At 59.6% G+C, this 26,540-nt stretch carries 21 protein-coding genes; 14 read left to right on the forward strand and 7 right to left on the reverse strand.

Features of this window, described 5'->3' with window-relative positions; genetic code table 11:
* The first annotated feature begins 39 nt into the window (after nucleotides 1–39).
* From rlmN to P0G09_RS02540, 5 genes are read left to right on the forward strand one after another with little or no spacing between them, the layout of a single operon-like run.
* Nucleotides 40–1,080 carry a 23S rRNA (adenine(2503)-C(2))-methyltransferase RlmN gene (gene rlmN, locus P0G09_RS02520; protein ID WP_005932700.1) on the forward strand — a complete coding sequence of 347 codons (1,041 nt, stop codon included), beginning with the start codon at nucleotides 40–42 and terminating at the stop codon, nucleotides 1,078–1,080.
* Nucleotides 1,081–1,099: 19 nt separating this feature from the next.
* Nucleotides 1,100–1,849, forward strand: coding sequence for a Stp1/IreP family PP2C-type Ser/Thr phosphatase (locus tag P0G09_RS02525; protein ID WP_275251832.1), 750 nt, complete (start codon nucleotides 1,100–1,102; stop codon nucleotides 1,847–1,849).
* Nucleotides 1,842–3,698, forward strand: coding sequence for a Stk1 family PASTA domain-containing Ser/Thr kinase (gene pknB, locus P0G09_RS02530; RefSeq protein ID WP_156069724.1), 1,857 nt, complete (start codon nucleotides 1,842–1,844; stop codon nucleotides 3,696–3,698). The genes P0G09_RS02525 and pknB overlap by 8 nt, the downstream gene beginning before the upstream one ends.
* Before the next feature lie 11 nt (nucleotides 3,699–3,709).
* Nucleotides 3,710–4,588 (forward strand): ribosome small subunit-dependent GTPase A, encoded by an 879-nt coding sequence (gene rsgA / locus P0G09_RS02535; protein WP_098922511.1) that lies wholly within the window; start codon nucleotides 3,710–3,712, stop codon nucleotides 4,586–4,588.
* Complete coding sequence (locus P0G09_RS02540; protein WP_238077556.1) at nucleotides 4,588–5,247, forward strand: thiamine diphosphokinase; 660 nt, start codon at nucleotides 4,588–4,590, stop codon at nucleotides 5,245–5,247. The genes rsgA and P0G09_RS02540 overlap by 1 nt, the downstream gene beginning before the upstream one ends.
* A 187-nt stretch (nucleotides 5,248–5,434) precedes the next feature.
* Here the strand turns inward: P0G09_RS02540 and P0G09_RS02545 are convergent, their stop codons facing one another.
* A complete protein-coding gene (locus P0G09_RS02545) occupies nucleotides 5,435–6,997 on the reverse strand; it encodes an ABC transporter substrate-binding protein (protein WP_275251833.1) in 1,563 nt (520 codons plus the stop codon).
* 204 nt (nucleotides 6,998–7,201) lie between these two features.
* Between P0G09_RS02545 and murD the strand changes: the two genes are divergently transcribed.
* The 4 genes from murD (at nucleotide 7,202) to P0G09_RS02565 (ending at nucleotide 12,235) form a co-directional block, all read left to right on the forward strand.
* Nucleotides 7,202–8,605 (forward strand): UDP-N-acetylmuramoyl-L-alanine--D-glutamate ligase, encoded by a 1,404-nt coding sequence (gene murD, locus P0G09_RS02550; protein WP_005932707.1) that lies wholly within the window; start codon nucleotides 7,202–7,204, stop codon nucleotides 8,603–8,605.
* Complete coding sequence (locus tag P0G09_RS02555; RefSeq protein WP_275251834.1) at nucleotides 8,602–9,363, forward strand: GNAT family N-acetyltransferase; 762 nt, start codon at nucleotides 8,602–8,604, stop codon at nucleotides 9,361–9,363. Before murD ends, P0G09_RS02555 begins: the two co-directional genes overlap by 4 nt.
* Nucleotides 9,364–9,628: 265 nt before the next feature.
* The gene (locus tag P0G09_RS02560) at nucleotides 9,629–10,891 is read left to right on the forward strand and encodes a methionine gamma-lyase family protein (protein ID WP_275251835.1); all 1,263 of its coding nucleotides are present in this window, start codon (nucleotides 9,629–9,631) and stop codon (nucleotides 10,889–10,891) included.
* 27 nt (nucleotides 10,892–10,918) lie between these two features.
* A complete protein-coding gene (locus P0G09_RS02565; RefSeq protein WP_005932710.1) occupies nucleotides 10,919–12,235 on the forward strand; it encodes a C1 family peptidase in 1,317 nt (438 codons plus the stop codon).
* Nucleotides 12,236–12,293: 58 nt separating this feature from the next.
* On the opposite strand, the gene P0G09_RS02570 is transcribed toward P0G09_RS02565, so the two are convergent.
* The gene (locus P0G09_RS02570; RefSeq protein WP_275251836.1) at nucleotides 12,294–13,832 is read right to left on the reverse strand and encodes a HAMP domain-containing sensor histidine kinase; all 1,539 of its coding nucleotides are present in this window, start codon (nucleotides 13,830–13,832) and stop codon (nucleotides 12,294–12,296) included.
* 112 nt (nucleotides 13,833–13,944) lie between these two features.
* On the opposite strand from P0G09_RS02570, the gene P0G09_RS02575 reads away from it, so the two are divergent.
* Together P0G09_RS02575 and P0G09_RS02580 are read left to right on the forward strand one after the other, a co-directional pair.
* Complete coding sequence (locus tag P0G09_RS02575) at nucleotides 13,945–14,646, forward strand: response regulator transcription factor (RefSeq protein ID WP_253492483.1); 702 nt, start codon at nucleotides 13,945–13,947, stop codon at nucleotides 14,644–14,646.
* A gap of 298 nt (nucleotides 14,647–14,944) precedes the next feature.
* Nucleotides 14,945–16,963, forward strand: coding sequence for an FAD-binding protein (locus P0G09_RS02580; RefSeq protein WP_275251837.1), 2,019 nt, complete (start codon nucleotides 14,945–14,947; stop codon nucleotides 16,961–16,963).
* A 120-nt stretch (nucleotides 16,964–17,083) separates the two neighbouring features.
* On the opposite strand, the gene P0G09_RS02585 is transcribed toward P0G09_RS02580, so the two are convergent.
* The 4 genes from P0G09_RS02585 to proC all read right to left on the reverse strand — a co-directional run bounded on the left by P0G09_RS02585 (nucleotide 17,084) and on the right by proC (nucleotide 20,776).
* The gene (locus tag P0G09_RS02585) at nucleotides 17,084–17,524 is read right to left on the reverse strand and encodes a methylglyoxal synthase (protein WP_005932722.1); all 441 of its coding nucleotides are present in this window, start codon (nucleotides 17,522–17,524) and stop codon (nucleotides 17,084–17,086) included.
* Between the two features lie 398 nt (nucleotides 17,525–17,922).
* Entirely contained in the window at nucleotides 17,923–19,185 is a 1,263-nt protein-coding gene (locus P0G09_RS02590; protein ID WP_275251838.1) for a glutamate-5-semialdehyde dehydrogenase, read from the reverse strand.
* 3 nt (nucleotides 19,186–19,188) lie between these two features.
* Nucleotides 19,189–19,965, reverse strand: a complete 777-nt coding sequence (proB, locus tag P0G09_RS02595) for a glutamate 5-kinase (protein ID WP_275251839.1) — start codon at nucleotides 19,963–19,965, stop codon at nucleotides 19,189–19,191.
* Nucleotides 19,966–19,969: 4 nt separating this feature from the next.
* The gene (proC, locus tag P0G09_RS02600; protein ID WP_215665806.1) at nucleotides 19,970–20,776 is read right to left on the reverse strand and encodes a pyrroline-5-carboxylate reductase; all 807 of its coding nucleotides are present in this window, start codon (nucleotides 20,774–20,776) and stop codon (nucleotides 19,970–19,972) included.
* 299 nt (nucleotides 20,777–21,075) lie between these two features.
* Here proC and P0G09_RS02605 point away from each other — a divergent pair, with 299 nt between their 5' ends.
* The 3 genes from P0G09_RS02605 (at nucleotide 21,076) to P0G09_RS02615 (ending at nucleotide 25,087) form a co-directional block, all read left to right on the forward strand.
* A complete protein-coding gene (locus tag P0G09_RS02605) occupies nucleotides 21,076–21,666 on the forward strand; it encodes a TetR-like C-terminal domain-containing protein (RefSeq protein WP_342760512.1) in 591 nt (196 codons plus the stop codon).
* A gap of 148 nt (nucleotides 21,667–21,814) precedes the next feature.
* Complete coding sequence (locus P0G09_RS02610) at nucleotides 21,815–23,590, forward strand: oleate hydratase (protein WP_275251841.1); 1,776 nt, start codon at nucleotides 21,815–21,817, stop codon at nucleotides 23,588–23,590.
* 72 nt (nucleotides 23,591–23,662) lie between these two features.
* Entirely contained in the window at nucleotides 23,663–25,087 is a 1,425-nt protein-coding gene (locus P0G09_RS02615; protein ID WP_275251842.1) for a radical SAM protein, read from the forward strand.
* 207 nt (nucleotides 25,088–25,294) lie between these two features.
* On the opposite strand, the gene P0G09_RS02620 is transcribed toward P0G09_RS02615, so the two are convergent.
* Nucleotides 25,295–26,506, reverse strand: a complete 1,212-nt coding sequence (locus P0G09_RS02620; protein WP_275251843.1) for an AI-2E family transporter — start codon at nucleotides 26,504–26,506, stop codon at nucleotides 25,295–25,297.
* Nucleotides 26,507–26,540: the final 34 nt, after the last annotated feature.

The raw sequence follows: 26,540 nt of genomic DNA on the forward strand, positions 1-26,540 counted from the left end.
ACCCGCCGTCCGGTTCGTATTGATTCATAGGAGAATACCATGGAACAAAAACGCTGTATCTCTTCCCTGACGCTGGCCGAGCTGACCGCTGCGCTGAAAGCCATGGGTCAGCCGGGCTTCCGGGCAAAGCAGATCTTCCACTGGGTGCACCAGAAGCTGGTCACCGAGTTTTCTGCCATGACCGACCAGCCCAAGACCCTGCTGGCAAAGCTGGAAGAGCAGTTTTACATTGCCGCCCCCAAGATCGAGCGCCGGCAGGAAGCCAAGGACGGCACCGTGAAATATCTGCTGCGGATGGCCGACGGCAACTGCATCGAGACCGTTGTCATGCGCTACCACTACGGCAACACAGTCTGCGTCTCCACTCAGGTGGGCTGCCGGATGGGCTGCCGCTTCTGTGCCTCCACCCAGGCAGGCCGGGTGCGCAACCTGGAAGCCGGTGAGATCTGCTCTGAGATCTATACCGCCCAGAAGGACATCGGGGAGCGCATCTCCCACATCGTCCTCATGGGCATCGGGGAACCGCTGGATAATTTTGACGAGGTCATGCGCTTCCTTGAGAACATCTCCTCCCCGGAGGGCGTGAACATCGGAATGCGCAACATCAGCCTTTCCACCTGCGGTCTGGTGCCCAAAATCGACCAGCTGGCCGAGAAAAAGCTGCAGCTGACCCTTTCGGTCTCCCTGCACGCCCCCAACAACGAGATCCGCAGCGGCATGATGCCGGTCAATGATGCCTACCCCGTGGAGGTGCTGATGCCCGCCGTCCGTCGCTATCAGGAGACCACGGGCCGCCGGGTCAGCTTTGAGTATTCGATGGTGCGCGGTGTCAATGATTCCGATGCCTGTGCCAGACAGCTGGCCGACCTCATCCGGGGCATGGGTGCTCATGTGAACCTCATTCCCATCAACCCGGTGGACGGAAGCCCCTACTCGGCTACCGATGCCGCCAATGTCCAGCGCTTCCAGAAAAAGCTGGAGAGCCTGGGGGTCAACGCCACGGTACGCCGCCGTCTTGGCAGCGAGATCAGCGCCGCCTGCGGCCAGCTGCGCCGGGACGAAATGAATGGTAAGGCGTAAATCGCAAGAGGAGAAGCCTATGAAACTAGCAGGAAAAACGGATGTGGGCCGCGTCCGGCAGGAAAATCAGGATGATTACCGTGCCGGGGAGCTGCCTGGCGGTGCTGTCTGGGCACTGGTGTGTGATGGTATGGGCGGTGCCAAAGGCGGCCGCGAGGCCTCACAGGGGGCCTGCAATGTCATCGAACAGGTGTTTCAGGAGCAGTACGCCCAGTGCGGAGCAGGGCAGGAGGGCACTTTTTTGAAAAAGGCCCTCATCAGTGCCAACCGCTATGTGTTCAACAAAGCTGCCCACGAGGAATCGCTGGCCGGCATGGGCACCACGGCGGTCTGCGCACTGGTGCGGGGCGGGGAAGCCACCCTCTGCCACGCGGGCGATTCCCGCGCCTACCTCTGCCGGGGCGGTAAACTGACCCAGCTCACCCACGACCACTCCTATGTGCAGGAGCTGGTGGACTGCGGCACCATCACGGAGGAGGAGGCCGAGCATCATCCCCAGAAGAACATCATCACCAGGGCGCTGGGCGTGGATTACCGGCTGGAGCCGGAGGTTACTTCGGTGCAGCTGCAGGCAAAGGATCTGCTGCTGCTCTGCTCGGACGGCCTGACCAACATGGTGCCGGTGGAGCAGATGGAGCAGCTGCTGGCGCAGGGCCCGTTCTACGACCTGCCCGACAGGCTGGTGGATGCCGCCAACAAGAACGGCGGCTCCGACAACATCACCGCCCTGCTGCTGGCTGTGGAACCTACGGAGGTGCACCATGGATAACCTGATCGGCAAAACGCTGGATGGTCTGTACACGGTGCGGGAGCTCATCGGCACCGGCGGCATGGCCAATGTCTACAAGGCCGTTGTGGGGCCGGGCGGCCCGGTGCCGGAGGGCACGGTCGTGGCCGTTAAGGTGCTGCGGCAGGAGCTCATGCACGACCCTGACCTTGTGCGCCGTTTCAAGAACGAGTCCAAGGCCATCTCGCTGCTCAACCACCCCAACATCGTCAAGGTGTATGATGTCTCGGTGAGCGACCATCTGCAGTATATCGTCATGGAATATGTGGACGGTATGACCCTGCGCGAGTATCTGAACGAGCGGGGCGGCAAGCTGACCAGCCGGGAGACCGTCCACTTTATCTCCCAGATCCTGAAAGCGCTGGACCATGCCCACCACAACGGCGTGGTGCACCGGGACATCAAGCCCCAGAACATCATGCTGCTGGACAACGGCCAGCTGCGGATGATGGATTTCGGCATTGCCCGCATCTCCCGGGCCGAGAACCAGCTCTCGGGCGGCAAGGCCATGGGCAGCGTCCACTATATCAGCCCGGAGCAGGCCAAGGGCGATGAGACCGACTTCACCAGCGACCTCTATTCGGTGGGCGTGATGATGTACGAGATGCTCTCGGGTCATCTGCCCTTCGATGCCGATGACGTGGTGGAGGTGGCCATCAAGCAGATCTCGGATCAGCCCAGGAGCCTGCGGGAACTGGCTCCCTGGGTGCCGGTGGGGCTGGTGGAGATCACCGAGCGCGCCATGGCAAAGCGGCCCGAAAACCGCTATAAAAGCGCCGCTGAGATGCTGGAAGCCCTCAACGCCTATGTAGAGAACCCGGCCATCGTGTTCAACTACACCTATCTCCCCGATGAAATTCCTGAAAAGGTGGTGGAACCCCCTATGCCCAGAAAAGAATCCCGTCCGGAGCGCGGCAGTGCCCCGGCAAAAGGCAGAAAAAAGAAAAAGCGCACCGTGTTCCTGCCGGTGCTGTTTGGCATCACCGTGGCCTTTGCACTGGCCTGCGCGGCCCTGTGCTGGATGATCCTGAATGATTCCAGCTCCCTGATGGGGGAAAAGGCCGATGTGGTGCTGGCAGATTACAGCGGCATGACCCAGGATGAGGTCAACGCTTCCCAGCAGGTGGCATCCGGCCAGATCGTCATCAACTGGGAGCAGGCTTACAGCAACGATTACGCCGCCGGTTACGTCTACCGGCAGTCCCCGGTGGCGGGCCGTACCGTCCGCGAGGGCCAGAGCGTGACCCTGACCGTCAGCCTGGGCATCCAGTATGTCACCGTGCCGGATGTCTCCAACTATGTGCAGGCAGATGGTGAGCAGCAGCTCAAGGATCTGGGGGTCTCTGTTCTGATCACCCAGGCGGTGGAACCCAGCGTGGCCGCAGGCTCCATCATCCGCACCGAACCTGCTGCGGGCAGTCAGGTGGCTGCAGGCTCTACGGTGGTGGTCTATGTCAGCCGCCCGCAGGTCAACACCACGGCCAAGGTGCCTGCCCTGACCGGTCTCAAGAGCGTGAACGATGCCCGCTCCGTGCTGGTGCAGAACAAGCTGGGCCTTGGCAGCACCACCGAGCAGTACAGCGACCAGCCCGCAGGTACCATCATCGGCCAGAGCCCGGCGGCAGGATCTACCGTCAAGGTGAACAGCCGTGTCAGCATTACCGTGAGCGCAGGCCCCGAGCCGGTGCCTGAGACCCCGGCTGAACAGCCGGGCAGCTCCTCCAGCGATTGGTGGAGCGGCCTGATCGGGGGCAGCTCTTCCAGCAGCGGCGATTCTTCCAGCAGCGAGGGTACTGGCCTGGGCGACTGGTGGAGCGCGCTGCTGTCCTGAGGGAGGAACGGATGAAGGGATATATCGTAAAAGGAATTGGCGGATTTTACTACGTCAAGACCGAAGAGGGTGTGATCGAGTGCAAGCCCCGGGGCATCTTCCGCAAACAGAAGATCACCCCCGTGGCGGGCGATGAGGTGACGCTGGAGACAGAGAACGGCGCGGCAGTCATTGCCGAGATCGCACCCCGCAAAAACGTGTTTGTCCGGCCGCCTGTGGCCAATCTGGATGTGCTGTTCCTTGTGGCCAGCACCACCCAGCCCACCCCCAGCACACTGGTGCTGGACAAGCTCTCGGCCATCGCCGTGGACAAGGGGGTGCAGCCCGTCATCGTCTGCACCAAGGCTGATCTCGGCGAGGTGGAGTTCCTGCGCAGCGCCTATGAAAGATCCACTCTGCCCTTCATTGCCATCCGCTACGACAGCGGGGAAGGGCTGGACGAGGTCAGGCAGTGGATCAGCGGGCGGCTCTGCGCCTTCTGCGGCAACTCCGGTGTAGGCAAATCGACCCTGCTGAACACCCTGCTGCCTCAGGCCGAGCGGGAGACCAGCGCCATCAGCCAGAAGCTGGGGCGCGGCCGCCATACCACCCGCGAGGTGACCATCTTTGAGGCCTTTGGGGGCCGCATTGCGGATACCCCCGGTTTTGCCAGCCTGGAAGCCAACCGCGCCGGGTTCATCCCCAAGGAGAATCTGGAGCATGCCTTCCCGGAGTTCGGACCCTACCTTGGGCAGTGTCAGTTCACGGGCTGCTCCCACCGCACAGAAAAGGGCTGTGCTATCCGTGCCGCTCTGGCCGAGGGAAAGCTCTCCCGGACCCGGTACGACAGCTACTGTGCCATGTATGAGGAAGTCAAGGATGTCAAGGACTGGCAGAGGAGGGGAATGTGATGCGCTGCGTGATCCTCTCGGCCTGCCCGGTCTCGCCGGAGCTGAAGCGTCTGCTCCGCCCCGATGACTTCATCATCGCCTGTGATGCAGGCTATCGCAACTGCGCGCCGCTGGGCTGCAAGCCCAATATCATCCTGGGAGACTTCGATACCGCTCCCTGTCCGGTGCAGCAGAACGACGATATCATCGTCCTGCCTCACGTCAAGGACGACACCGACACCGAATATGCCGCCAAGCTTGCCAGTGAGAAGGGCTTTACTGAGGTGCTTCTTCTGGGGGCGCTGGGCGGCAGGCGGATCGAGCATACCCTCTCGAATCTTGCCACCGGCCTTGGGCTGGAAGAACGGGGGGTGCGGGCAACGCTTCAGGATGAGCGCAGCCGCATCACCTTTGTCCGCTCCGGCGAAACCCGCGCCTATCCGAAGGAGGAGTTCTTCTACTTCTCCGCTTTCCCCATGGAGGGCAGGGCGGAGGGCGTGTGTGAGCACGGTTCCTACTATGAGCTCACCGATGATGTGCTGGTGGCCGGTTATCCGCTGGGAGTCAGCAATGAGTATGCCGAAGGCTCAGACTGCATCACCATCTCCACCCGCAAGGGGGCGCTGGTGGTCGTGGAAACGGTGCCGGATACACCGATCCTGACCGGGAACAAGGCCTGAGCCGCACACTTTGCCGTCCTGCCGCTTATATTGTGGTATCACACCACGAAAGGCGGGAGAGCGATGCAGGTGGTCGTTATCAAAAGCCCGAAGTGTCTGCGCGGCGTTCTGCGCAGGCTGTTCGGCATCAAAAAGGGATAAGAAAAATACCGGGGCAGGCGGCTGCTCCGGTATTTTTTGTGGCACATCATTCTTTTGTGGTATAGGTCAGATCCAGCACCGGGCCAAAGGGGTCAAAGATGAGGTTCTGGATACCGGGTGCGATCAGCAGGCGCTTCTGCTGGGCAAACAGAGGGACCGCCACGGCATCGCTGAGCAGCTGGCGCTCACAATCGCCCAGCAGGCTGCAGCGGGAGCTTCCGGTGGCCTGGGTGCTGGCCTGCAGCTGGGTGGCATACAGAGAATCTGCATAGCCGGTCAGGCCGCCGCCCGCTGCGGTGAACTGGTTCAGCATGTTGTACACACTGCCGCCCTCGGCGCTGATGGGGGCCAAGGCGATGGTGTAGTCCCCCTCGGCCAGCCGTTTCGCAAAGGTCTCCTCGTCCACTTCCTCTACGGAGAAGAAGAGAGAAAACTCCTTTTGCCACACGCCATTGATCTCCTCAGCGGCGCTGGTCACGCCGGAACCGGCAGGCACCATCAGGCTGACCTTGTTGAAGTCGGAGGTGGTCAGCGTCTGCCGTGCCGTGAGGTAGAGCGCCCGGGCATCCACCGCGGCGGGAGTCACATCCCCGGCGGTATCCCGGTAGTTCATGCCGTCCACAGTCAGGCCGTCCGGTACCAGACCGTTGGCGGCGGCATAGAGCCCGCCGTCCGGCACCTCGGCTGCACCCCGCGCGGCGGAGGCCAGTGCCTGCCGCAGCTCGGTGGAAGCAAACACGCTGCTGCAGTTGAACAGCAGGCTCCATGTGGTATCGGAGTAGGAGAGGGAAGTCAGGGTGGTGGGCGCGGCGGTGTCGTCCGGGGCGGCAGAGCACTTCTCGTTGGCAATCAGCTCTGCGGCGGACTGCCCGGCGCTGTTGGTGTTCTGCACCAGCCGCAGGCTGTCGATGAGGCTGCCCGAGGGGGCACGCCGCAGGAACAGGCCGCTGGCTGTCCAGTTGTAGATGTAGAAGCTGCCGCTGGAAAGGGTGGACGAGGCATTCAGACCGTAGGTGCCCCGGGTGGAATTGAAAAATTCCTCATCGCAGGGCATGGCACCGGGCAGGGTGAGCTTCTCGAGGAAGTTGTCATCGGCACTGCTCAGGTGGAACACCAGCGTCAGCGGCCCGGAGGCCGTGACTCCCAGCGCGCTCTCGGGCATCTGCCCGGCCAGCACGGCGGCGCTGTTTTCAAGGGCCGCAAACTCCACCGCGTAGGGGGAGTTGGTCTCCGCCCGGAACAAGCGCCGGAAAGCGAACACAAAATCCTCGGCGGTGATGGCGTAGTCGGTGGCGTTGCCCTTGGCGGCGGTGTAAGTCAGGCCGTCCTTGAGGTAGAAGGTGTAGGTGAGGCCATCGGAGGACTTCTCCCACCGTTCGCAGAGGGCAGGCTCATATTTGCCGCTGGGATCTTTGCGGACAAGGCCGCTGTACAGGTTCTCACAGGCGATGACATCCGCAGAAGCCGAGGCCACCTGCGGGTCAAGGTTGGCCGGGATGCTGTCCACGAACCAGGTGAAGCTGTTAGAGCCCGAACCACAGCCGGTCAGGGCAAAAACAAACGCAATGGTCAGCACCACTGCGGAAAAGCGGATCAGGGAATGTTTCAAGAAAATGCGCTCCTTGTAAAATGATGCAATTAAAGTATAGCGGAAACGGTCGGAAAAGACAATCGACATTTTGTGAATTCAGATAGGATTTCGGTGCATCCGGGGCCAGAACAAGGTTTGGCGTTGCCAATTGGCTGGAAAAGGTGTAAAATGGAGCAGTGAATCAATTTCAGCCTGAATTTTCATAGAGGAGGTTCTTTCTTTATGCAGAAAGATCAGCAGAAGCTTGCAGAACTCATCCGGGGCAAAAAGGTGGCGTTCATCGGTGCCGGTGTCAGCCACAAGACCCTTATCAAGGAGTTTGTGGAACTGGGGGCCCATGTGACCCTGTGCGACCAGAAAAAGAGCGTGGAGGAGTTTGGCGATTATGCCGCTACCATCCGGGAACTGGGCATTGACCTGAGCCTGGGCGAACACTATCTGGACGGCTTCAAGGGCCAGGATATCATCATGCGCACCCCCGGCTTTGTGGGCTACTTTGAAAAGCCCCTGCAGGATGCCATGGCGGCGGGCACCATGGTTACCAGCGAGGTCGAGCTTTTCTTCGATTTCTGCCCCTGCGAGATCGTGGCCGTGACCGGCTCTGACGGCAAGACTACCACCACCACCCTCATCTCCAAGTTCTACGAGGCCGCAGGCCGCAAAGTACATCTGGGCGGCAACATCGGTGCGGCCCTGCTGCCCATGCTGCCTGAGGTCCGGCCGGAGGATGTGGCTGTGGTGGAGCTGTCCAGCTTCCAGCTCATCAGCATGCACCAGAGCCCGAAGATCGCGGTGGTGACCAACGTCACCCCCAACCACCTCGATCACCATAAGGATATGCAGGAGTACATCGACGCAAAACGCAACATCCTGCTCTACCAGAACCCGCCCTGCCGTGCCGTGCTGGGCTACGAGAACGAGATCAGCCGCTCCATGCAGAAGGACTGCAAGGGCAGGCAGGTCTGGTTCACCCGCCTGCACGATACCGACAACGGTGCATTCCTGCGCAAAGAGGACAACATGCTCTGCATGGCCGAGGACGGCGTGGTAACGCCCTTCCTGGCCCAGAAGGACATCAAGCTGCGGGGCCTGCACAACATCGAGAATCTGCTGGCCGCTGCCGCCGCAGTCTGGGGAGAGGTGCCCGTAGAGGCCATCCAGAAGGTGGGCAGCACCTTTACCGGCGTGGAACACCGCATTGAGCCGGTGCGCACGCTGGACGGTGTGCTCTACTACAACGATTCCATCGGCACCAGCCCAACCCGTACCATTGCGGGCCTGCGCAGCTTTGACCAGAAGGTCATCCTCATTGCGGGCGGCTACGATAAGCACATCCCCTATGAGCCGCTGGCCCCCGAGATCGTGGCCCACGTCAAGGATCTGGTGCTGATGGGTGCCACCGGCCCCCGCATTGAAAAGGCCCTGCGGGAAGACCCCGGCTTCAACGAGGCCGCACTGCCCATCCAACACGCGGACAATATGCAGCACGCTGTGGAGCTGGCCCGTGCCGCCGCAAAGCCCGGCGATATCATCATCCTGTCTCCCGCCAGCGCCTCCTTCGACCTCTACCCCAACTTTGAGGTGCGCGGCCGCGAGTTCAAGAACATCGTCAACGCACTGAAATGATCACGCAGGTCAGAACGCCCCGCCAGAGGCAGCGGTTCCGCAGTGCCTGCCGCGGAAAGCTCTGCCTTGGGGTCACGATGCCGCAGGCGCTGGCGCTCTTCGGCAAAAGCCAGCCGGGCCGGTTCTTCGTCGGGCCAACGCTGGCGCTGGATGTGGGCGGCAGTACCGCCTGGCTGGCGGGCCACGCCAACCCGGACGAACTGGCCAGCTTCCTGCATTTCTGCGGCTGTAAGGCGGTCATCCTGGACGAAGCCGAGTGCCCGCCGCCCACCGGCTGGGCCCGGGTAAAGTCCCTTTTTGTCTTTGGCCTGGCACCCGGAAAGCAGCTGCCGGAACCCGCTGTGGAAGAAACGCTCTGGGCCTCCCTGCATTTTGACCCGGAGCCCCCGGCGGGCCCCGTTGCACAGATGCTGTTTCCGGACCGCCCCACGCGGCGGGATGACTTTTACTCTGAGCTCTGCTCAAAGCGCGCCCGCGGCAGGGCTGTGGTCTGGGCTCTGGAACAGGGCGGGGAGCTTGCCTGCACCGTGGGCGCTTACGCCATTGGAACGGAGCAGGCTTACATGGCCTGCGGCGAGACTGTGGAGCCACTGCGGGGGCGCGGCATCGGCGGGCGGCTTATCGTCCGGCTGGCCAACACCCTCTCGGCGCAGGGCCTGCAGCCCCTTTGCCTCTGCTCCCCGGAACGGGTGCACTTTTATACCCGCCTCGGCTTTGAAAAGCTGGGAGAGTATGCCCGGTACGAAGCCACAGTCTGACACGTCGGGAGTTTCTCTGAGGACCGTCCGCTGGGGTGGGACCCTGTTGCCGCAGGCAATAGGGCGGGCGATGGAATGGCCTGCAACGACAGCGACCGCCGCCAGTGGCGGATGCAGGAAGCTGTTGTTGGGGCCGCGGCCAGCAAGACGCAAGCAATGCGCAGCGGATGCTGGGAGCCGCAATCCGAACTCGTGTCCGAGGAGAAAGCTGCCGACAGGTCATCATAGCATAAACTTACAAAAAGATTAAGGAACCAAAATGTCAATGCTGAACCACTTTTTTGATTACAAACCCGAAGTCCTGGCGCTGGACGAAAAAGCCATGGAACTCTGCCAGCCCTATTTCCGTCACATGGAGGAGATCCGGGACTACAACCAGCTGAAAATGCTCAAGGCCTTTGCCGATACCCAGATGTCCTCCACCGATATGCTGGGCACCACCGGCTACGGCCTGTGGGATACCGGCCGCGCCAAGCTCGAGCAGATCTTTGCCGAGGTGATGGGCGCGGAGGATGCCCTTGTTCGCAGTCAGTTCCAGAGCGGCACCCATACGCTGGCGGTGGCCCTGTTCGGCCTGCTGCGGGCAGGGGATACCCTGCTGGCCGCTACCGGCCGCCCCTACGATACGCTGGAGGGCGTGATCGGTCTGGACGGCAAGGGCAAGGGCACCGGTACCCTGATGGACTACGGCATCCGGTACGACGAAGCCCCCCTCAAGGCCGACTTCACCCCGGATTACGCGCTGATCGCTCAAAAGGCCCCGGGAGCAAAGGTCTGCCATATCCAGCGCAGCCGCGGCTACCTGCAGCGCAATGCCTTTGATCTGGATACCATTCAGAAGATCGCCGACACGGCCCGTGCCGCCAACCCTGAGATCATCATCTTTGTGGACAACTGCTATGGTGAGTTCACCCAGATGAAGGAGCCCTGCCAGGCAGGTGCGGACCTTGTGGTGGGCAGTCTCATCAAGAACCCGGGCGGCGGCATTGCCCCCACCGGCGGCTATATCGCTGGCCGGAAGGATCTGGTGGAGCTGTGTGCCTACCGCCTGAACGCCCCCGGTCTGGGCAAGGATCTGGGCTGTACGCTGGAAACGCCCCGTGATATGTATCTTGGCTTCTACTATGCCCCCGGCGTGGTGTGTGAGGCCATCAAGACCGCCATCTATGCCCAGTGCCTGCTGGAGCTGGTGGGCAAAAAGCCCATCCCGCGCTACTGTGAGGACCACAACGATATCGTGACCTGCTTCGATGCCGATACCGCCGATGCCCTCATCGGCTTCTGCCGCGGCATTCAGGCCGCCAGCCCCGTGGACAGCTATGCCGCACCGGAACCCTCTCCGGAACCGGGCTATACCGATGAGGTCATCATGGCAAGCGGCAGCTTTACCCAGGGCAGCACCATCGAGCTCTCCTGCGACGGCCCCCTGCGTGAGCCTTACACCTGTTACCTGCAGGGCGGCCTGAACTTTGCCGCAAGCCGTGCCGGTGTCCTGCTGGCCGTGCAGAATGCATATTTCAAGGATTGATCTTTTCAGAAAGAAAGCGTGAATCAAATGAATCGTGTTACTCCCATTGATGCCCGGATGCTGGAACGCTTTGAGCAGGGCTATGCTGCCCGCCCGGAGCTGAATGTGATGTCCAATGCAGTTTCCCGCACGGCTCTGCCGGACGCGGCCTTTGTGCCCGCCGCCGCTGCCAAGCTGCGGATGGACTTCTCTGTGCTGGTCAAGACCAATAACATCACCAACCAGAAGCAGAGCGGCCGCTGCTGGATGTTCTCCACCTTGAACGTCCTGCGCCAGCGGGTGATCGCCAAGTGCGATCTGGAGGATTTCTCCTTCTCTCCCACCTATCTGGCGTTCTACGATAAGCTGGAAAAGGCAAATCTCTTCCTTGAGAACATCCTCCACTTTGCGGATCAGGACCTGACCGACCGTGAGACCTACACCCTGCTGGGCAACCCGCTGCCCGACGGCGGCCAGTGGGATATGGCCATCAGCCTGATCAAAAAGTACGGCGTGGTGCCCTCCTGGGTCATGCCGGAGACAGTCCACTCCACCGGTACAGCCAAGTATCTGCCCATCCTGAACCGCAAGCTGCGGGAGGATGCGCTGGAACTGCGGGCCATGGCAAAAGAGGGAAAGGACACGGCCGCCCGCCGCGAGGAGATGCTGGCGGAGATCTACAACGCCCTGTGCATCCTCTACGGCCAGCCTCCCAGGAGCTTTGACTTTGAGTATACCGACAAGGATGAGCACTACCACTGCGACCGGAACCTGACCCCGCACACCTTCCTGGAGAAATATGTGGGCAATGATCTGGATGATTACGTCGTCATCATCTCCTCGCCCATCCATGCGCTGAACCGCACCTACTGCCAGCCCTTTATGGGTGACGTGGTGGAGGAGAATATGTTCTGGCTCAACCTCTCGCAGGAGGAGCTGGAGGATCTGACCATCCGTCAGCTGCAGGCAGGGGAGGGGGTCATGTTCAGCTGCGACTGCCACCCCGACGGTGACCGCGCCAACGGCTATTGGGACCCCGACTGCTTCCAGTACGGCGAGGTGCTGGGCGGCCTGACCTTTGGCATGACCAAGGCCGAGCGGCTGCTCACCCGTGAAAGCACCATGAACCATTGCATGATGTTCTGCGGTGTCAATCTGGACGAGAATGGGAAGGCTGACCGATGGAAGATCGAGAACAGCTGGGGCGATGCCTCCGGCCAGAAGGGCTACTACATCGGCAGCGAGAAGTGGTTCAAGGCCAATGTCTACCAGATCACCGTCCGCAAGAGCCTGCTGAGCGATGCCCAGCGCGCCCTGCTGGATCAGGAGCCCCTGCCCATGAAGCTGTGGGACCCGCTGGCTTGAATTTAAATAAGATGCTATAAAGAAATCCCCCCCGCCTATGGCGGAGGGGATTTCTCTGTTAAGCGGGTAATAGGGGAAGCTTCAACGTGAAGCAGCTGCCTTTGCCTACTTCACTTTCCAATAGGATTTCTCCGTGGTGCAGGTGGGCAAGCTCCTGCGCAATGGTCAGTCCCAGACCGGTGGAGTCGTGCTTGGAAGAGGTGGTGGTGTGGAAATACCGGTCAAATACAGCGGCCTGATCCTCCGGCGCAATGCCGCAGCCCGTGTCCCGGACGCTCACCAGAGCAGCACCGGCCTCCACCCGGCTGTTGACGGTGATGCTCCCTCCTGCAGGGGTGTAGTGAATGGCATTTGTCAACAGGTTCTGCAGGATCTGCTGCAGCCGGATCTGGTCGCCCCACACCGGCAGCTCCGAAGCCGGGGGAGCCTGAAGCACCACGCCCTTCTTCTCAGCCTCCTCCCGGCAGCTGTCACAGACCGCAGCGATGACCTCCCCCAGAGATACCCGGTCCTCGTTGAGCATCACCTGTTTCTGCTCCAGCTTTGCAGCCAGAAACAGATCCTCCGTCAGGCGGCGGAGAAAGGCCGTCCGCTGTTGTAAGGCGGGCAGCAGGGCCGGCAGGGCCTCCGGTGCAGCCTCCAGTGTGTCCAGTCCACTGCTGACCGCAAACAGGGGGCTGCGCAGGTCGTGGAAAATGTTCAGCATCATGCTTTTCCTGGCCTCGGTCTCCTCCGTCAGGGCCTTTGTCCGCTGAATGACCCGGGCATCCAGCTCCCGGGCCAGCTGCTCCGCCCGATCAAATTGCAGGGCATACCGGCGGCAGACGTAGGCCATGCAGCCCAGAGTAAAAGGCGCGTCGTAGATCCGAGCACACCGGAACAGGTAGAAAAACACGCTCTCCTGAAAAAACGGCACATGCATGCCCGGCAGGACCACCCATACCCGGAAGCCAATGGTGATGGCACAGGGAAACAGCATCAGCAGGGCAGCGTCGGAGCCCCGGGCATACATTGCCATCAGTATGCCCAGACAGTAGCCCATGCCCAAAAGCAGCCCCACCGCTCGTACACGGCTGGGGGGAATCAGCGTCAGAACAAGATACCCCAGCGTCAGAAGCAGGGAACCGAGCCGCTGCCCGTGAGACACCGGCACAGCCCCTGTCAGGGCGGCGCACAGCAGAATACCCGCCAGAACCGTGACGGTAAAGAATCCCCGGCGGAAAAAGACGCTCCAGCCGGAACTTCCCACCGGAGCCAGAATGATCACCAGAGCCCAGAGGGTCAGCACCGTCAGATACAGCAGAAAATACCCCAGTTCCTTCTGAGGCTTGTATCGGTACAGGGCCAGCACTACCGCCCCCAGAGTGCAGAATACCGCTATGGCCATCCACTGCAGCACCGTGCGGAAGGTCAGGGCAGCCACTCCTTTTTCCGGGAACAGGGCAGCCCATGCCATCAATTGGGCTTCGGAGTCCATGCCGGGGACCCCAAAATCCGCCAGCGCCGGCAGTCGCTGGTTGAACCAGATCCCTGCCAACCCAATGGTCAGTGCCAGTGCCCCGGCGGCAGCCGGAAGCAGAAATCGCTTTTTTATCATAAAAAGACCCCCTGCAAAACTTTGGAGAACCGGTTGAGAACAGCCCGGAAATACGGTATACTAAATAAAGATATTATAGCAAATTCACGCCGAAAAGGGGAGGGCAAACCGCATGATCCGCATTCTTCTGGTGGAAGATGATCCGGTGATCCGGGACACTACCAGCTATTTCTTGAAATGTCAGCAGAATTTTGAGGTGGTCTGCGCTGACACCGGCGGCGAAGCGCTGAGCCACGCCCGGGAAAAGTTCGATGTGATCCTGATGGATATCCTTCTGCCGGACACCAACGGCATGGATCTGTGCCAGCGACTGCGCAGCTGGCACCACTGCCCCATCATTTTTACTTCCTGTCTGGACGATACAGACACAGTGGTACGGGCACTGGAATTGGGCGGCGATGATTTCCTGACCAAGCCCTACAACCACAAAGTTCTGCTGGCCCGCATCATGGCAAACATCCGCCGTGTCCAGATGGATGCCGCAGAGCCCAGCGTCAGCGGCTACCACTGTGCGGCCTTTACGCTGGATTCCAACAGCCATTGTGTGGAAATGGACGGCCGGAGCATCCATCTGGCCGACATGGAGTACCGCATCCTGACCCTCTTCATCCGGCATCCCAACACTTTCTTTACTGCAAACGAGCTTTACCGGAAGATCTGGGGGAAGGAAAGCCTGGGGGATGTCCGCACTGTGCAGGTGCATATCCATAACCTCCGCAGTAAGATCGAGCCCGACCCCGCAAAGCCCATCTACCTCAAAAATGTCTGGGGCAAAGGCTATATTTTCCGCCCGGAAGGGGAGACGGAAGCCTGAAATGGTTTTTCTGTCTTAAATATCGTTAATCCTCAAAGCACCCACTTCTTAAGGAAACTTAAGCTGTGGGTGCCTTTTTCTGCTCTGATTTGACCGTTATTTATCAAACAAAGTGAAAAACAGGAATTTCCCAGCGAAGAAACGGCAAAGATGTTTAAGAATTCTTAAAAGACAACAGGTGGACTTTGTGTTAATTTATTATCGAACGAAGTCTGCGCCGTATTGTGGCGGTGCGTTTCGGATAAGAAGGAAAATCAAAGAATAAGAACAGAAAAAGAGAAGAAAGGATCATCCAAGCATGAACAAGATCTCGCGTAAAGGCTTTCTGAAGATCGCCGCTGCCGCTGCCATGTCCGGTGTCACCGCCGGTGCACTGGCTGCCTGCAACGCTGCAAGCTCCTCCACCGCCGCTTCCTCCGGTGCAGCAGGCAGCTACACCCCCGGTACCTACACCGGCACTGCTGAGGGCATTTCCTCTACCGTCAAGGTCACCATGACCTTCTCTGACAGTGCTGTGACCGACGTTGTGGTCGATACCTCCGGCGAGACCGCATCCTACGGCGCTGCTGCTGCCGAGGAACTGAAGAACCAGCTGCTGAACGCCGGCTCTGACGAGATCGACGGCGTGTCCGGCTCTACCATCACCTCCGATGCCGTGAAGAAGGCCGCCAAGAGCTGCTTTGCACAGGCAAAGGGAGAGGCAACTGTAACTTCCGTTCAGCTGCCCACCGGTGACGAGACTGATTGGCTGGGCAAGGAGCCTGACATCGACGAGGCTGCCATCACCGAGACCGTGGACACCGACATCCTCATCGTGGGTGCCGGCAACGGCGGTATGTTCGCTGCTGCTTATGCCGCTGCCAAGGGCCTGAACTTCCGTGTCATCGAGCAGAACGGCAATGTGCAGGATACACGTCACTGGGTGGGTGCCGTGGACGGCTTTGGCGCTCAGGAACAGGGCATCAAGATGGATCGTGCCAAGCTGCTGAGCGAGGTCTCCCGTTACGCCTCCGGCAAGTGTGATCAGCGCGTGGTCAAGACTTGGATCAACGAGTCTGCCGAGATGATCGAATTTGTCCGCTCCATCATGGAGGACAAGTACGGCGTGAAGATGATCTACACCTACGGCGACGAGGCCAAATGGCCTGCAGAAAACGCCGAGCACAACACCGATTATATGTACCCCGAGATCGAGTATACCTATGACCGCTCCAGTGGTGCCGCCCGGAACGAGCTGCTGCTTCAGTACATTCAGGAGCTGGGCTACGATGTGGACTTCAAGACCAGTCTGGCCAAGCTGGAAAAGAACAGCGATGGCCGCATTACCGGCATCATCGCCCAGAGCACCGAGGATGACCACTTCATCCGCTACAACGCCAACAAGGGCGTGCTGCTGGCCTGCGGCGGCTTCCCCGGCAACCCCTACATGATGGAGCAGCTGGACCCGCTGGGCACCTCCGTCACCACCGCATGCTCCTACTCTCCCTCCGATAAGGGCTACGGCATCCGGGCTTCAATGTGGGCCGGTGCCAATCTGGACAAGGAGGCCGCTCCCATGCTGTTTGACCGCGGCATCGTGGCCCCCGGCGTGGATGGCGGCTATGTGGACAGCGACACTGCCTTTGGCGGCAAGGCTTTCCCTGGTACCATCCGTCAGTACAACCCCGGCACCCAGCCCTTCCTGAAGGTGAACCGCAACGGCGAGCGCTTTGCCAACGAGAGCAGCCCCTACAATGACATCGTCTACGCCGCTGCTCACCAGCCGGGCCGTGTCTACGCTCAGATCTGCGATGCCAACATTCTGGAGGACGCAAAGCGTTTCCACACCATCGGCTGCTCTGCCCAGACCCGTAACGGCGGTGAGAAGTACATTCAGGGCAAGATGGACGAGGCGATCGAGGCCGGTGCATTGTTCAAGTGCGATACGCTGGACGAGCTGGCTGACAAGATGGGCTTTACTGGCGCTGCCAAGGACACCTTCCTTGCCACCGTGGAGCGCTACAACGAGCTCTACGACAAGCAGAACGACGAGGACTTCGGCAAGCCCGCTTACCGCCTCAGCGCCATCCGCACCGCACCCTTCTACGGCTGCTGGCTGGGTGCCTCTCTGCTGACCACTGAGCAGGGCATTGCCATCAACGAAAAGGGTCAGGCTCTGGACAACGATAACAAGCCCATGCCCGGTCTGTATATCACCGGCGATATGTCCGGCAGCTTCTTTGCCAACAACTATCCCTGCCTGATGGCCGGTGTGGCTATGGGCCGCACCCTGACCTTCGCCATGAAGGCCGTCAAGCAGATGGCCGGTCTGGAATGATGTCACTCCCCGGAAAATAAACTGAAAACCGCATAAAAATGCAGCGCCGCTGAAGCCATGAAAAGCTTCGGCGGCGCTGTTTTACGTTTCCCTCTATACACAAAAAATGTCAGGCAGTCCTCAGCACACGGCGCGGCGGGGAGCGGCCAGAGGCTCGATCACCGGCGGGTGCATCCCTTCCCGGTAGTCCAGATCCCCCTGATCCATGCCGCGGAGCAGTACCTCGGCGGTGGCAATGTTGGTGGCAATGGGCACGCTGTGCATATCGCACAGGCGGAGCAGGTTCTGCTCGTTGGAGCTGCCGCTGTCGGCCCGGAGCGGGTCGCGGAAGAACAGCACCAGATCCACTTCATCACAGGCAACACGGGCGGTGATCTGCTGAATGCCGCCCAGCTTTCCGGAGAGGTAACAGTGAACTGGCAAGCCGGTAGCCTGGTTCAACATCCGGCCGGTGGTGCCGGTGGCGATGACAGTGTTCCGAGACAGGATACCACTGTAGGCGGTGCAGAACTGAAGTGCAAGTTCTTTGCGGGAATCATGTGCAAGAATGGCAATTGTCATAATTCGCCCTCTCCTTTGTACTAGTGTCGTCATGCGGACATCTGTTTGAAATGGATTGCAGTTGTGAGAAGAACAGTTCCGGGCACATTTCAAAACGCCCCGCAGAACTGATTTCCACACTTTCCAATATAGTTTTACCGCGTCGAAATATGGGTTGTCAAGGGGAAAATGAGAATTTTTGCCCTAATTTCAGCTAAAAGTACGACTTTGTTTTTGTACAGAATGGAGAAATGAAAAATACATCGTGATACGAACGGAAAAATATTTTTCGGAATTTTGGGGTGAAAGTGTTTCTGCTGCAAAAACAGTCCATCCCTGCAAAACAAAAATACAGGCCGCTGTCCTTCCACAGCGGCCTGTAAGAAAAAAACGGAAAAATGTTTTCGCAATTGAACGGTTCAGCGGATCTGGCCGCTGCCGTGAATGATGTACTTGTAGCTGCACAGCTCTTCCAGCCCCATGGGGCCACGGGCGTGGAGCTTCTGGGTGGAAATGCCCATCTCGCACCCCAGCCCGAACTCCCCGCCATCGGTAAAGCGGGTGGAGCAGTTGACGTAGACCGCCGCACTGTCCACCGCCGCCGTAAAAAGGGCGGCATGGGCCTCGTCCCGGGTCAGGATAGCTTCGCTATGGCCGGTGGAGTGCGCGGCGATGTGGCCGACGGCCTCCTCCACGCTGTCCACGACCTTGACAGCCAGAATGTAGTCCAGAAACTCGGTGTCAAAATCGGCAGGGCCTGCAGGGGTGCCGGGGATGATGGCGGCGGCACGCGGGTCCAGCCGCAGCTCCACCGGGTGCAGCCCCTTTGCAGCGCGGTCAGGGCCCAGCCGCCGGGCCAGCTTGGGCAGGAACTCTGCCGCAATGTCACGGTGCACCAGGCACACCTCCTCCGCGTTGCAGACGCTGGGGCGGCTGGCCTTGGCGTTTTCGATGATGTCCAGTGCCTTGTCCTGTTCGGCAGAAGCATCCACGAAGATGTGGCAGATGCCGGTACCGGTCTGGATGCAGGGAACTTTTGCGTTTTCCACACAGGCGCAGATGAGCCCGGCCCCGCCGCGCGGGATGAGCAGATCCACATAGCCCACCGCCGTCATCAGGGCGTTGGCCGAGGCGTGGGTGGTGTCCTCGATCAGGCAGACCGCTGTTTCGGGCAGGCCGTTTGCCCGCAGCCCCTCCCGCAGAGCCGCTACAATGGCGTTGGCACTGCGCCATGCCTCCCTGCCGCACCGCAGGATGCAGGCATTGCCGCTCTTGATGGCAAGGGCGGCGGCATCGCTGGTCACGTTGGGGCGGCTCTCGTAGATGATGGCGATCACGCCCATGGGCACGGCGGTCTTTTCGATGACCAGCCCGTTGGGGCGCTCCACCCGGCGCAGGACTTTGCCCACCGGGTCGGGCAGGTCAGCCACTTCCCGGATGCCCTTTGCCATGGCGCTGATGCGCTCCGGTGTCAGGGCCAGCCGGTCCAGCATGACCTCCGAGATGTGCCCCCTGGCTGCTTCCAGATCGGCGGCATTGGCATCCAGAATGGCCTGCTGGCGGGCAGGGGAGCAGAGCGCCTCTGCCATGCCCAGCAGGGCGGCGCGGCGTACCTCGCCCGAGGAAAGGCCCAGCGCGCTTCTTGCCGCGCGGGCGGCTTCCAGGATCTCCTGTGTCGTCATGGGTCAGCCCTCCTTTCTGCCCGCAAAGCGGGTGCCTGCGGGTCTGCCGTCTGCAATGTCGTAGAGCAGCTCCGGGTGGGAGCCGTTGGCGATTACCATGTCCGCGCCCTCTGCCGTTACCATCTGGGCGGCACGGAGCTTGGTGGACATGCCGCCGGTGCCCAATGCGGAGCCTGCCCCATCTGCCAGCGCCAGCACCTCCGGAGTGATGCGCTCTACCAGCGGGATGAGCTTTGCGTCCGGGTGGGTGTGGGGATTGGCGGTGTACAGGCCGTCGATGTCGCTCAGCAGCACCAGCAGATCCGCATGGATGCAGCAGGTGACGATGGCGGCCAGCGTGTCATTGTCGCCGATAGAGGTGATCTCATCAGTGGCAACGGTGTCGTTCTCGTTGATGATGGGCAGCGCACCCAGCTCCAGCAGCCGGGTCAGGGTGTTCTGGAAATTCAGCCGCCGTTCCTCGTGTTCCACATCCACACCGGTGAGCAGGATCTGCGCCACGTTGTGGTTGTAGGCGGTGAACAGGCGGTCGTAGGTGTACATCAGCTCACATTGGCCCACAGCGGCGCAGGCCTGCTTGGTGGCCATATCACCGGGGCGGGAGGGCAGGGACAGCTTGCCCACTCCCATGCCGATGGCACCGGACGAGACGAGAATGATCTCGTGCCCTGCGTTCTTCAGGTCGCTCAGTACCTTGACCAGATCCTCTGTGTGGCGGATGTTCAGCCGCCCGGTGGAGTGTGCCAGCGTGGAGGTGCCCACTTTGACGACGATGCGCATAAACTTAACCCTTTCCCATTTCCTTTGTCTTGTCATAGGCGGCGATCACCGCATCGGTCACCGCGCCGCGGAAGCCGTGCTCTTCCAGCACGCGCACGCCCTGAATGGTGCTGCCGCCGGGGCTGCACACCGCATCCTTGAGCTCACCGGGGTGTTTTCCGCTTTCCAGCACCAGCTTGGCGCTGCCCAATACCATCTGGGCTGCGTATTCCTGTGCCTTGGCCCGGGGCAGGCCGCAGGCCACGCCGCCATCGGCCAGCGCTTCAATGAACTGATACACCCAGGCCGGGCCGCAGCCGGAAACGCTGCTTGCCGCGTCGATCAGGGCCTCGGGCACAGCGTCCAGCCGACCGGCGGGTGCCATCAGCTTCAGAAACTCCTGCTCCTCCTCCGCTGTCACATTGGCGGAGCAATATTGGATCATACCTGCCCCCACCGAAGCCGGGGTGTTGGGCATGATGCGGATCACGGGGTAATCTTCACCCGCCATCTCCTGGATGCGCGCGATGGAAAGCCCAGCTGCCATACTGCACAGGATGAAGCGGCTCGGCCGCTCGTTCAGGGTAAACCGGAGCGGAGCCAGCAGGGCCTCCATCATCTGGGGCTTGACCGCCAGAAAGATCAGGTCGGAGCGGCCCGCTACCTCGGCATTCGTGGTGGTGTTGCAGCCCAGCTCTGCGGCCAGCGCCTCTGCCTTGGCGGCAGTGCGGTTGGCAAGATAAACATTCTGTGGGTCGGCAGCCTTGCAGACGGCCCGCGCAATGGCACCGCCCATGTTCCCACAGCCTAAAAATCCGATGGTCTTGATCATACTGACTTTCCCTTCCTTTCTCACTCAGAAAGAAATAAATGGAACGCACATTCGTTCCACTCCATCCATTGTAAGCGCCCGGAGCCAGAAAATCAAGAGGAACCTCCCGGAAACCCGGTAAAAAGGCGGAGGGACGGCTGCAAAATGGAGAAGAACGTGAAAAAAATATCAAAATGAGAGATTTTGAACTTGCAAAATGGGGGGCATTTGCGTTATAGTATAAAGGAAGTATTCTTACTTCTCTGGCCCCATAGGGCGGCTACCACGGTCAGCGGCACAGTGTGTGCCGCTGGGAAAGGATGGATCTCGTGTCGCAAACTACAAAAAGGGCGTTGGAGGCATCGCTGAAAAAGCTGCTGCTTCAAAAGCCGCTGAATAAGATCACCATCAATGATATCACCGAGGACTGCGGCGTGAACCGTATGACCTTCTACTACCACTTCAAGGACATCTACGACCTCGTGGATTGGATCATGGTCGAAGATGCCGCCAAGGCATTGGAGGGCAGACAGAGCTTTGAGAACTGGACAGATGCCTTTCTGGACATCCTGCATCAGGTGCAGGACAACAAAGTTCTGGTGATGAATGTTTACCGCTCCGTGAGCCGTGAGCAGGTGGAGCAGTACTTATATAAACTGCTGGACTCCATGCTGCGGGACTTTGTGGACCGCAGTGCGCAGGGCTTTACCGTGCAGGATTCCGACAAGCAGTTCATCATCGACTTTTACAAATACGCGCTGGTGGGCATGGCACTGGAATGGATCCGCAAGGATATGAAGGAGGACCCCGTCCGGATGACCGAGCGGCTGAATGTTCTGCTTCATGGCGAGCTTGAGCGGGCGCTCCGCCGCTTCCGCACCGACCGCAGCCCCGCAGATTTTGACGACTGACAATATTTTATCAATCCGGGCACCGTGATGGGTTTTCCATCACGGTGCTTTTTCTGTTTATGGCTTTCCGTTTGACAAAATGTTACAGTATGATCAGCGCAAAATGAAAGGTGAAAACCTGGAAACCACAGCAAACGGAGGGAATAAAATGTATTATTCCAGCGGGAACTATGAGGCCTTTGCGCGCCCGAAAAAGCCTGCGGGAGTGGATCGGAAATCGGCCTATCTCGTGGGCACCGGTCTGGCGGCGCTGACAGCTGCCTGCTACCTGGTCCGTGACGGTCAGATGAAAGGGGAACATATCCATCTTTTTGAAAAGGGATCCATCCCCGGCGGTGCCTGTGATGGCTGCCAGTACCCCGGCATCGGTTATGTGATGCGGGGCGGCCGGGAGATGGATGACCATTTTGAAGTCATGTGGGATCTGTTCCGTTCCATCCCGTCGATTGAGACCGAGGGCGCAAGCGTGCTGGATGAGTACTACTGGCTGAACAAGGCAGACCCCAACTACTCGCTCTGCCGCGCCACGGAAAACCGGGGGCAGAACGCCCACACCGATGGGAAGTTCGGCCTTTCGGATCAGGGCTGCATGGAACTCATCAAGCTCTTTTTTACCCCGGATGAGCAGCTCTATGATAAGCGCATCACCGATGTCTTTGACGCGGAGGTGTTCTCTTCCAACTTCTGGCTCTATTGGCGCACCATGTTCGCCTTTGAGAACTGGCACAGCGCACTGGAAATGAAGCTCTATCTGAAGCGCTACATCCACCATGTGGGTGGTCTGCCTGATCTGCGGGCACTGCGCTTTACCCGGTACAACCAGTACGAGAGCATGATCCTGCCCATGATCCGCTATCTGGAAGGGCACGGTGTGCGTTTCCATTACAACACCAAGGTGACCAACATTGAGTTTGAGCTGACCGAGGGCAAAAAGCAGGCCAGGACCATCTGCCTGCTGGTGGACGATGAAGCGGAACGGGTGGACCTGACCGAGAATGATCTGGTGTTCATCACCAACGGCGGCTGCGTGGAAAGCACTTCCATCGGCTCCCAGGATCAGCCTGCAGTGTTCAACCCCACCCTCCGGCCCGGCAACGGCTGGGATCTGTGGAAGAAGATCGCCGCGCAGGATGAGGCCTTTGGCCGCCCGGAGAAGTTCTGCTCCGATCCGGAGCAGACCAACTGGATGAGCGCCACGGTCACCACGCTGGACGAACGCATCGTGCCCTACATCCAGAATATCTGCCAGCGTGACCCGTTCAGCGGCAGGACTGTCACGGGCGGCATCGTCACGGCCCGGGATTCCGGCTGGCTGCTCAGCTGGACGTTCAACCGTCAGCCCCAGTTCCGGGATCAGCCCAAGGGTCAGCTCGTGGGCTGGATCTACGGCCTGTTCAGCAACACGCCCGGCGACTACATCAAAAAGCCCATGCGGGATTGCACCGGCAAAGAGATCTGCATGGAGTGGCTGTATCATCTGGGGGTCCCCGAAAACCAGATCGAGGACCTGGCGGAGCATAGTGCCAACACCGTGCCTGTGATGATGCCCTATATCACAGCTTTCTTCATGCCCCGCACCGCAGGCGACCGCCCGGCGGTGGTGCCGGAGGGCGCAGTGAACTTTGCCTTCATCGGCCAATTTGCCGAGACGAAGCGAGATACCATCTTCACCACCGAGTATTCCATGCGCACCGGCATGGAAGCCGTGTACACCCTGCTGGATATCGACCGGGGTGTGCCGGAGGTCTGGGGCAGCACCTACGATGTCCGCGACCTGCTGAACGCCGCTGTTCAGCTGCGGGATGGCAAACCCCTGAGCGATCTGAAAATGAACTGGATCAAAAAATTCGCACTGGGAAAAGCGGTAGAAAAGGTACAGGACACCGACCTGGGCCGTCTGCTGCTGGAGTATAAGATCATCTGAGCGCCGGGAATTCAGCCCGGCAGGCAGGGAAGAGAGCCCTGTAAAATTCTATTGAATCTGGAGGAAATAAAAATGAATACCGCATTTGATTCTCTGACGCACAAAATGCAGCGTGCTGCACTGGGCAAGACTGTGGATCTCGTGCTTTCTCATGCCGAGAAGGACCCCGCCAAGACGGTTGGACAGATCGTAGATCTTTCAAAGCAGTTCTACGGCGATTCCTTCAGCGAGGAGACCTACACACACGCCAAGCAGACCCTGACTGACCCCAACAGCAAGTGGTCGAAGCTCATCAACTGTATGCTGAACCAGCTGGACCCCAACGTGGCCCGCACCACGGCCCTGAACCTGGGCTATGAGGCCTTCTTCCGCGGTACCAAGACCATCCGCGAGAATCGTGTCAAATATCAGTGCAACATTCCCTGGCTGATCCTGTTTGACCCCACCTCTGCCTGCAATATGCACTGCGTGGGCTGCTGGGCCGGTGAGTACGGCCACAAGAACAACCTGAGCTTTGACGATATGGATAAGATCGTCACCGAGGGCAAGGAGCTGGGCGTTTATCTGTACATGCTCACCGGAGGTGAGCCGCTGGTGCGCAAGGCTGATATCCTCAAGCTGGCCGAGAAGCACAACGATGTGCAGTTTGCCATCTACACCAACTCCACCCTGATCGATGAGCCGTTCTGCAAAGAGGTCGTCCGCCTGGGCAATATTGCGTTTATGCTGTCCATTGAGGGCACCCCGGAGACCAACGATGCCCGCCGCGGCGAGGGCCACTATGCTGCCGTTATGCGCGCGATGGATCTGCTCAAGGAGTACGGCATCCTGTTCGGCACCTCCATCTGCTACACCCGCGACAACATCGAAGCCGTTACCAGCGATGAGTTCATGCGTTTCCTCTGCGATAAGGGTGCACACTTCGGCTTCTACTTCCACTACATGCCCGTGGGCAACGAGGCAGCTCCTGAGCTGATGCCCTCTCCCGAGCAGCGTAAGTACATGATCCAGCGCATCCGCTATTTGCGCAGTGAAGCATGTGATATCCCGTTCTACCCCATGGACTTCCAGAACGACGGCGAGTTTGTGGGCGGCTGCATTGCCGGCGGCCGCAACTACTTCCACATCAACTCGGCCGGTGACGCAGAGCCCTGCGTGTTTATCCACTACTCCAATGCCAACATCCATGACAGCAGCATCCTGGAGATCCTGCAGAGTCCGCTGTTCATGGCCTACCACAACGGCCAGCCCTTCAATAAAAACCACCTGCGTCCCTGCCCCATGCTGGAAAACCCCGAGCTGCTGCGCAAGATGGTTCACGAGACCGGTGCCCACAGCACCGACCTCCAGAGCCCGGAAAGCGTCGATCATCTGTGCGACAAGTGCAAGTCCTATGCCGCCAACTGGCAACCGACCGCCGACGAGATCTGGTCCCATACCAAGATCCGCGAGAGCCGTTACGAGAACTATAAGGATTGGAAGCCCAATCAGCAGTAATTGCAGGTACTCCCCCTGAAATCTCCCTTTTTGGTTTATCTGCCCTGAAAGCCAAAGCTCCCCCTTCCCCAAGCGCCGAGACAGCGCCGGGAAGGGGGAGCTTTGCGTTTCTCGGCTGCTCTGAGAAAATCATGCAGGAATACAAAAACCAGCCCCGCCTCCCATGCAGGAGACAGAGCCGGTTTTGCGATTCTATTGTGTTTGGGATCACTCGTCGTCGGGGTCACCGAAGGCATCGTGATAGAGGTTTACCATGCCGGATTCGTCGTTGCGATTCAGGCCGTGGAACACCAGCTTTTTGATGACATCATAGATGACCGCGAAGAGCGGCACACCGATGATCATGCCCACAAAGCCCCACAGGCCGCCGAACAGCAGGATGGCGAACAGCACCCAGAAGCTGGAAAGGCCGGTGGTGTTGCCCAGGATCTTGGGTCCGATGATGTTGCCGTCCACCTGCTGCAGCACCAGCACGAACAGCACGAACCAGAGCGCCTTGATGGGGTTCTGGATCAGGATGAGCAGGGTGGCGGGAATGGCACCGATGAAGGGGCCGAAGAAGGGGATAACATTGGTCACGCCGATGATGACCGACACCAGCAGGGCGCTGGGGAACTTGAAGATCAGGCAGGCAATATAGCACAGCACGCCGATGATGGCGGAATCCAGAATCTTGCCGTTGATGAAGCCGCCGAACATCCGGTCAGCGTAACGGACTTCCTCCATGATGAGGTCGGCCCAGCGGGGCTTGACCAAACTATAAAGGATGAGCTTGCCCTGCTGCCCGAACTTCTTCCGGCTGGCCAGCAGATACACCGAAACGATGAGGCCGATAACGAAATTCTTGATCCAGGTCACCACGTTCACCACGCCCACGGCGGCACCGCTGAGGATGTTCTGCATGGAGGGGAGCAGGGTGTTTTTGATCCAGGCATCCAGGTTGGCATCCAAGCTGTCGTAAGAGTTCTCGATGAAGTCCAGCAGCTTTTTGTTGTTGGCAATGAGCTCCTGCTTGGAGATCCACTCCACAAAGTCGCCGATGTTGTCCCGTGCCGTGTAGTACAGGGCGGTCACGCTGTTGATGAGCTGCGGCACGATCATCATGATCAGAGCGTAGATCAGCAGCAGGCCGAACAGGATGGTCAGAGCAACGGCCAGCATGTTGGCAAAGCGGTGCATCTTTTCCGGGAACAGCTTGTGGAGAAATGCTTCAAGCCAGTTGCACACCGGCTTGAGCAGATAGGCAATGACACTGCCGTAGATAAAGGGCATCAGGATGCCTGTCAGGGTTGAAACGGCATTGCCGAAGCCCTGAAAGCGGTAGATCAGGAAAAAGAAGAGGATGCTCAGGCTGATCGCGCCAAAGCCTGCGAACATTCCGTAGAGATAGGGTTTGATATGCGGTTTTTTGTCCATCATGTCATAGAAACTCCATTCCTGCCGCAGACAGCAG

Origin of the sequence: Faecalibacterium sp. DFI.5.82, from assembly GCF_029076575.1 — a bacterium.
GTDB lineage: Bacteria > Bacillota > Clostridia > Oscillospirales > Ruminococcaceae > Faecalibacterium > Faecalibacterium duncaniae.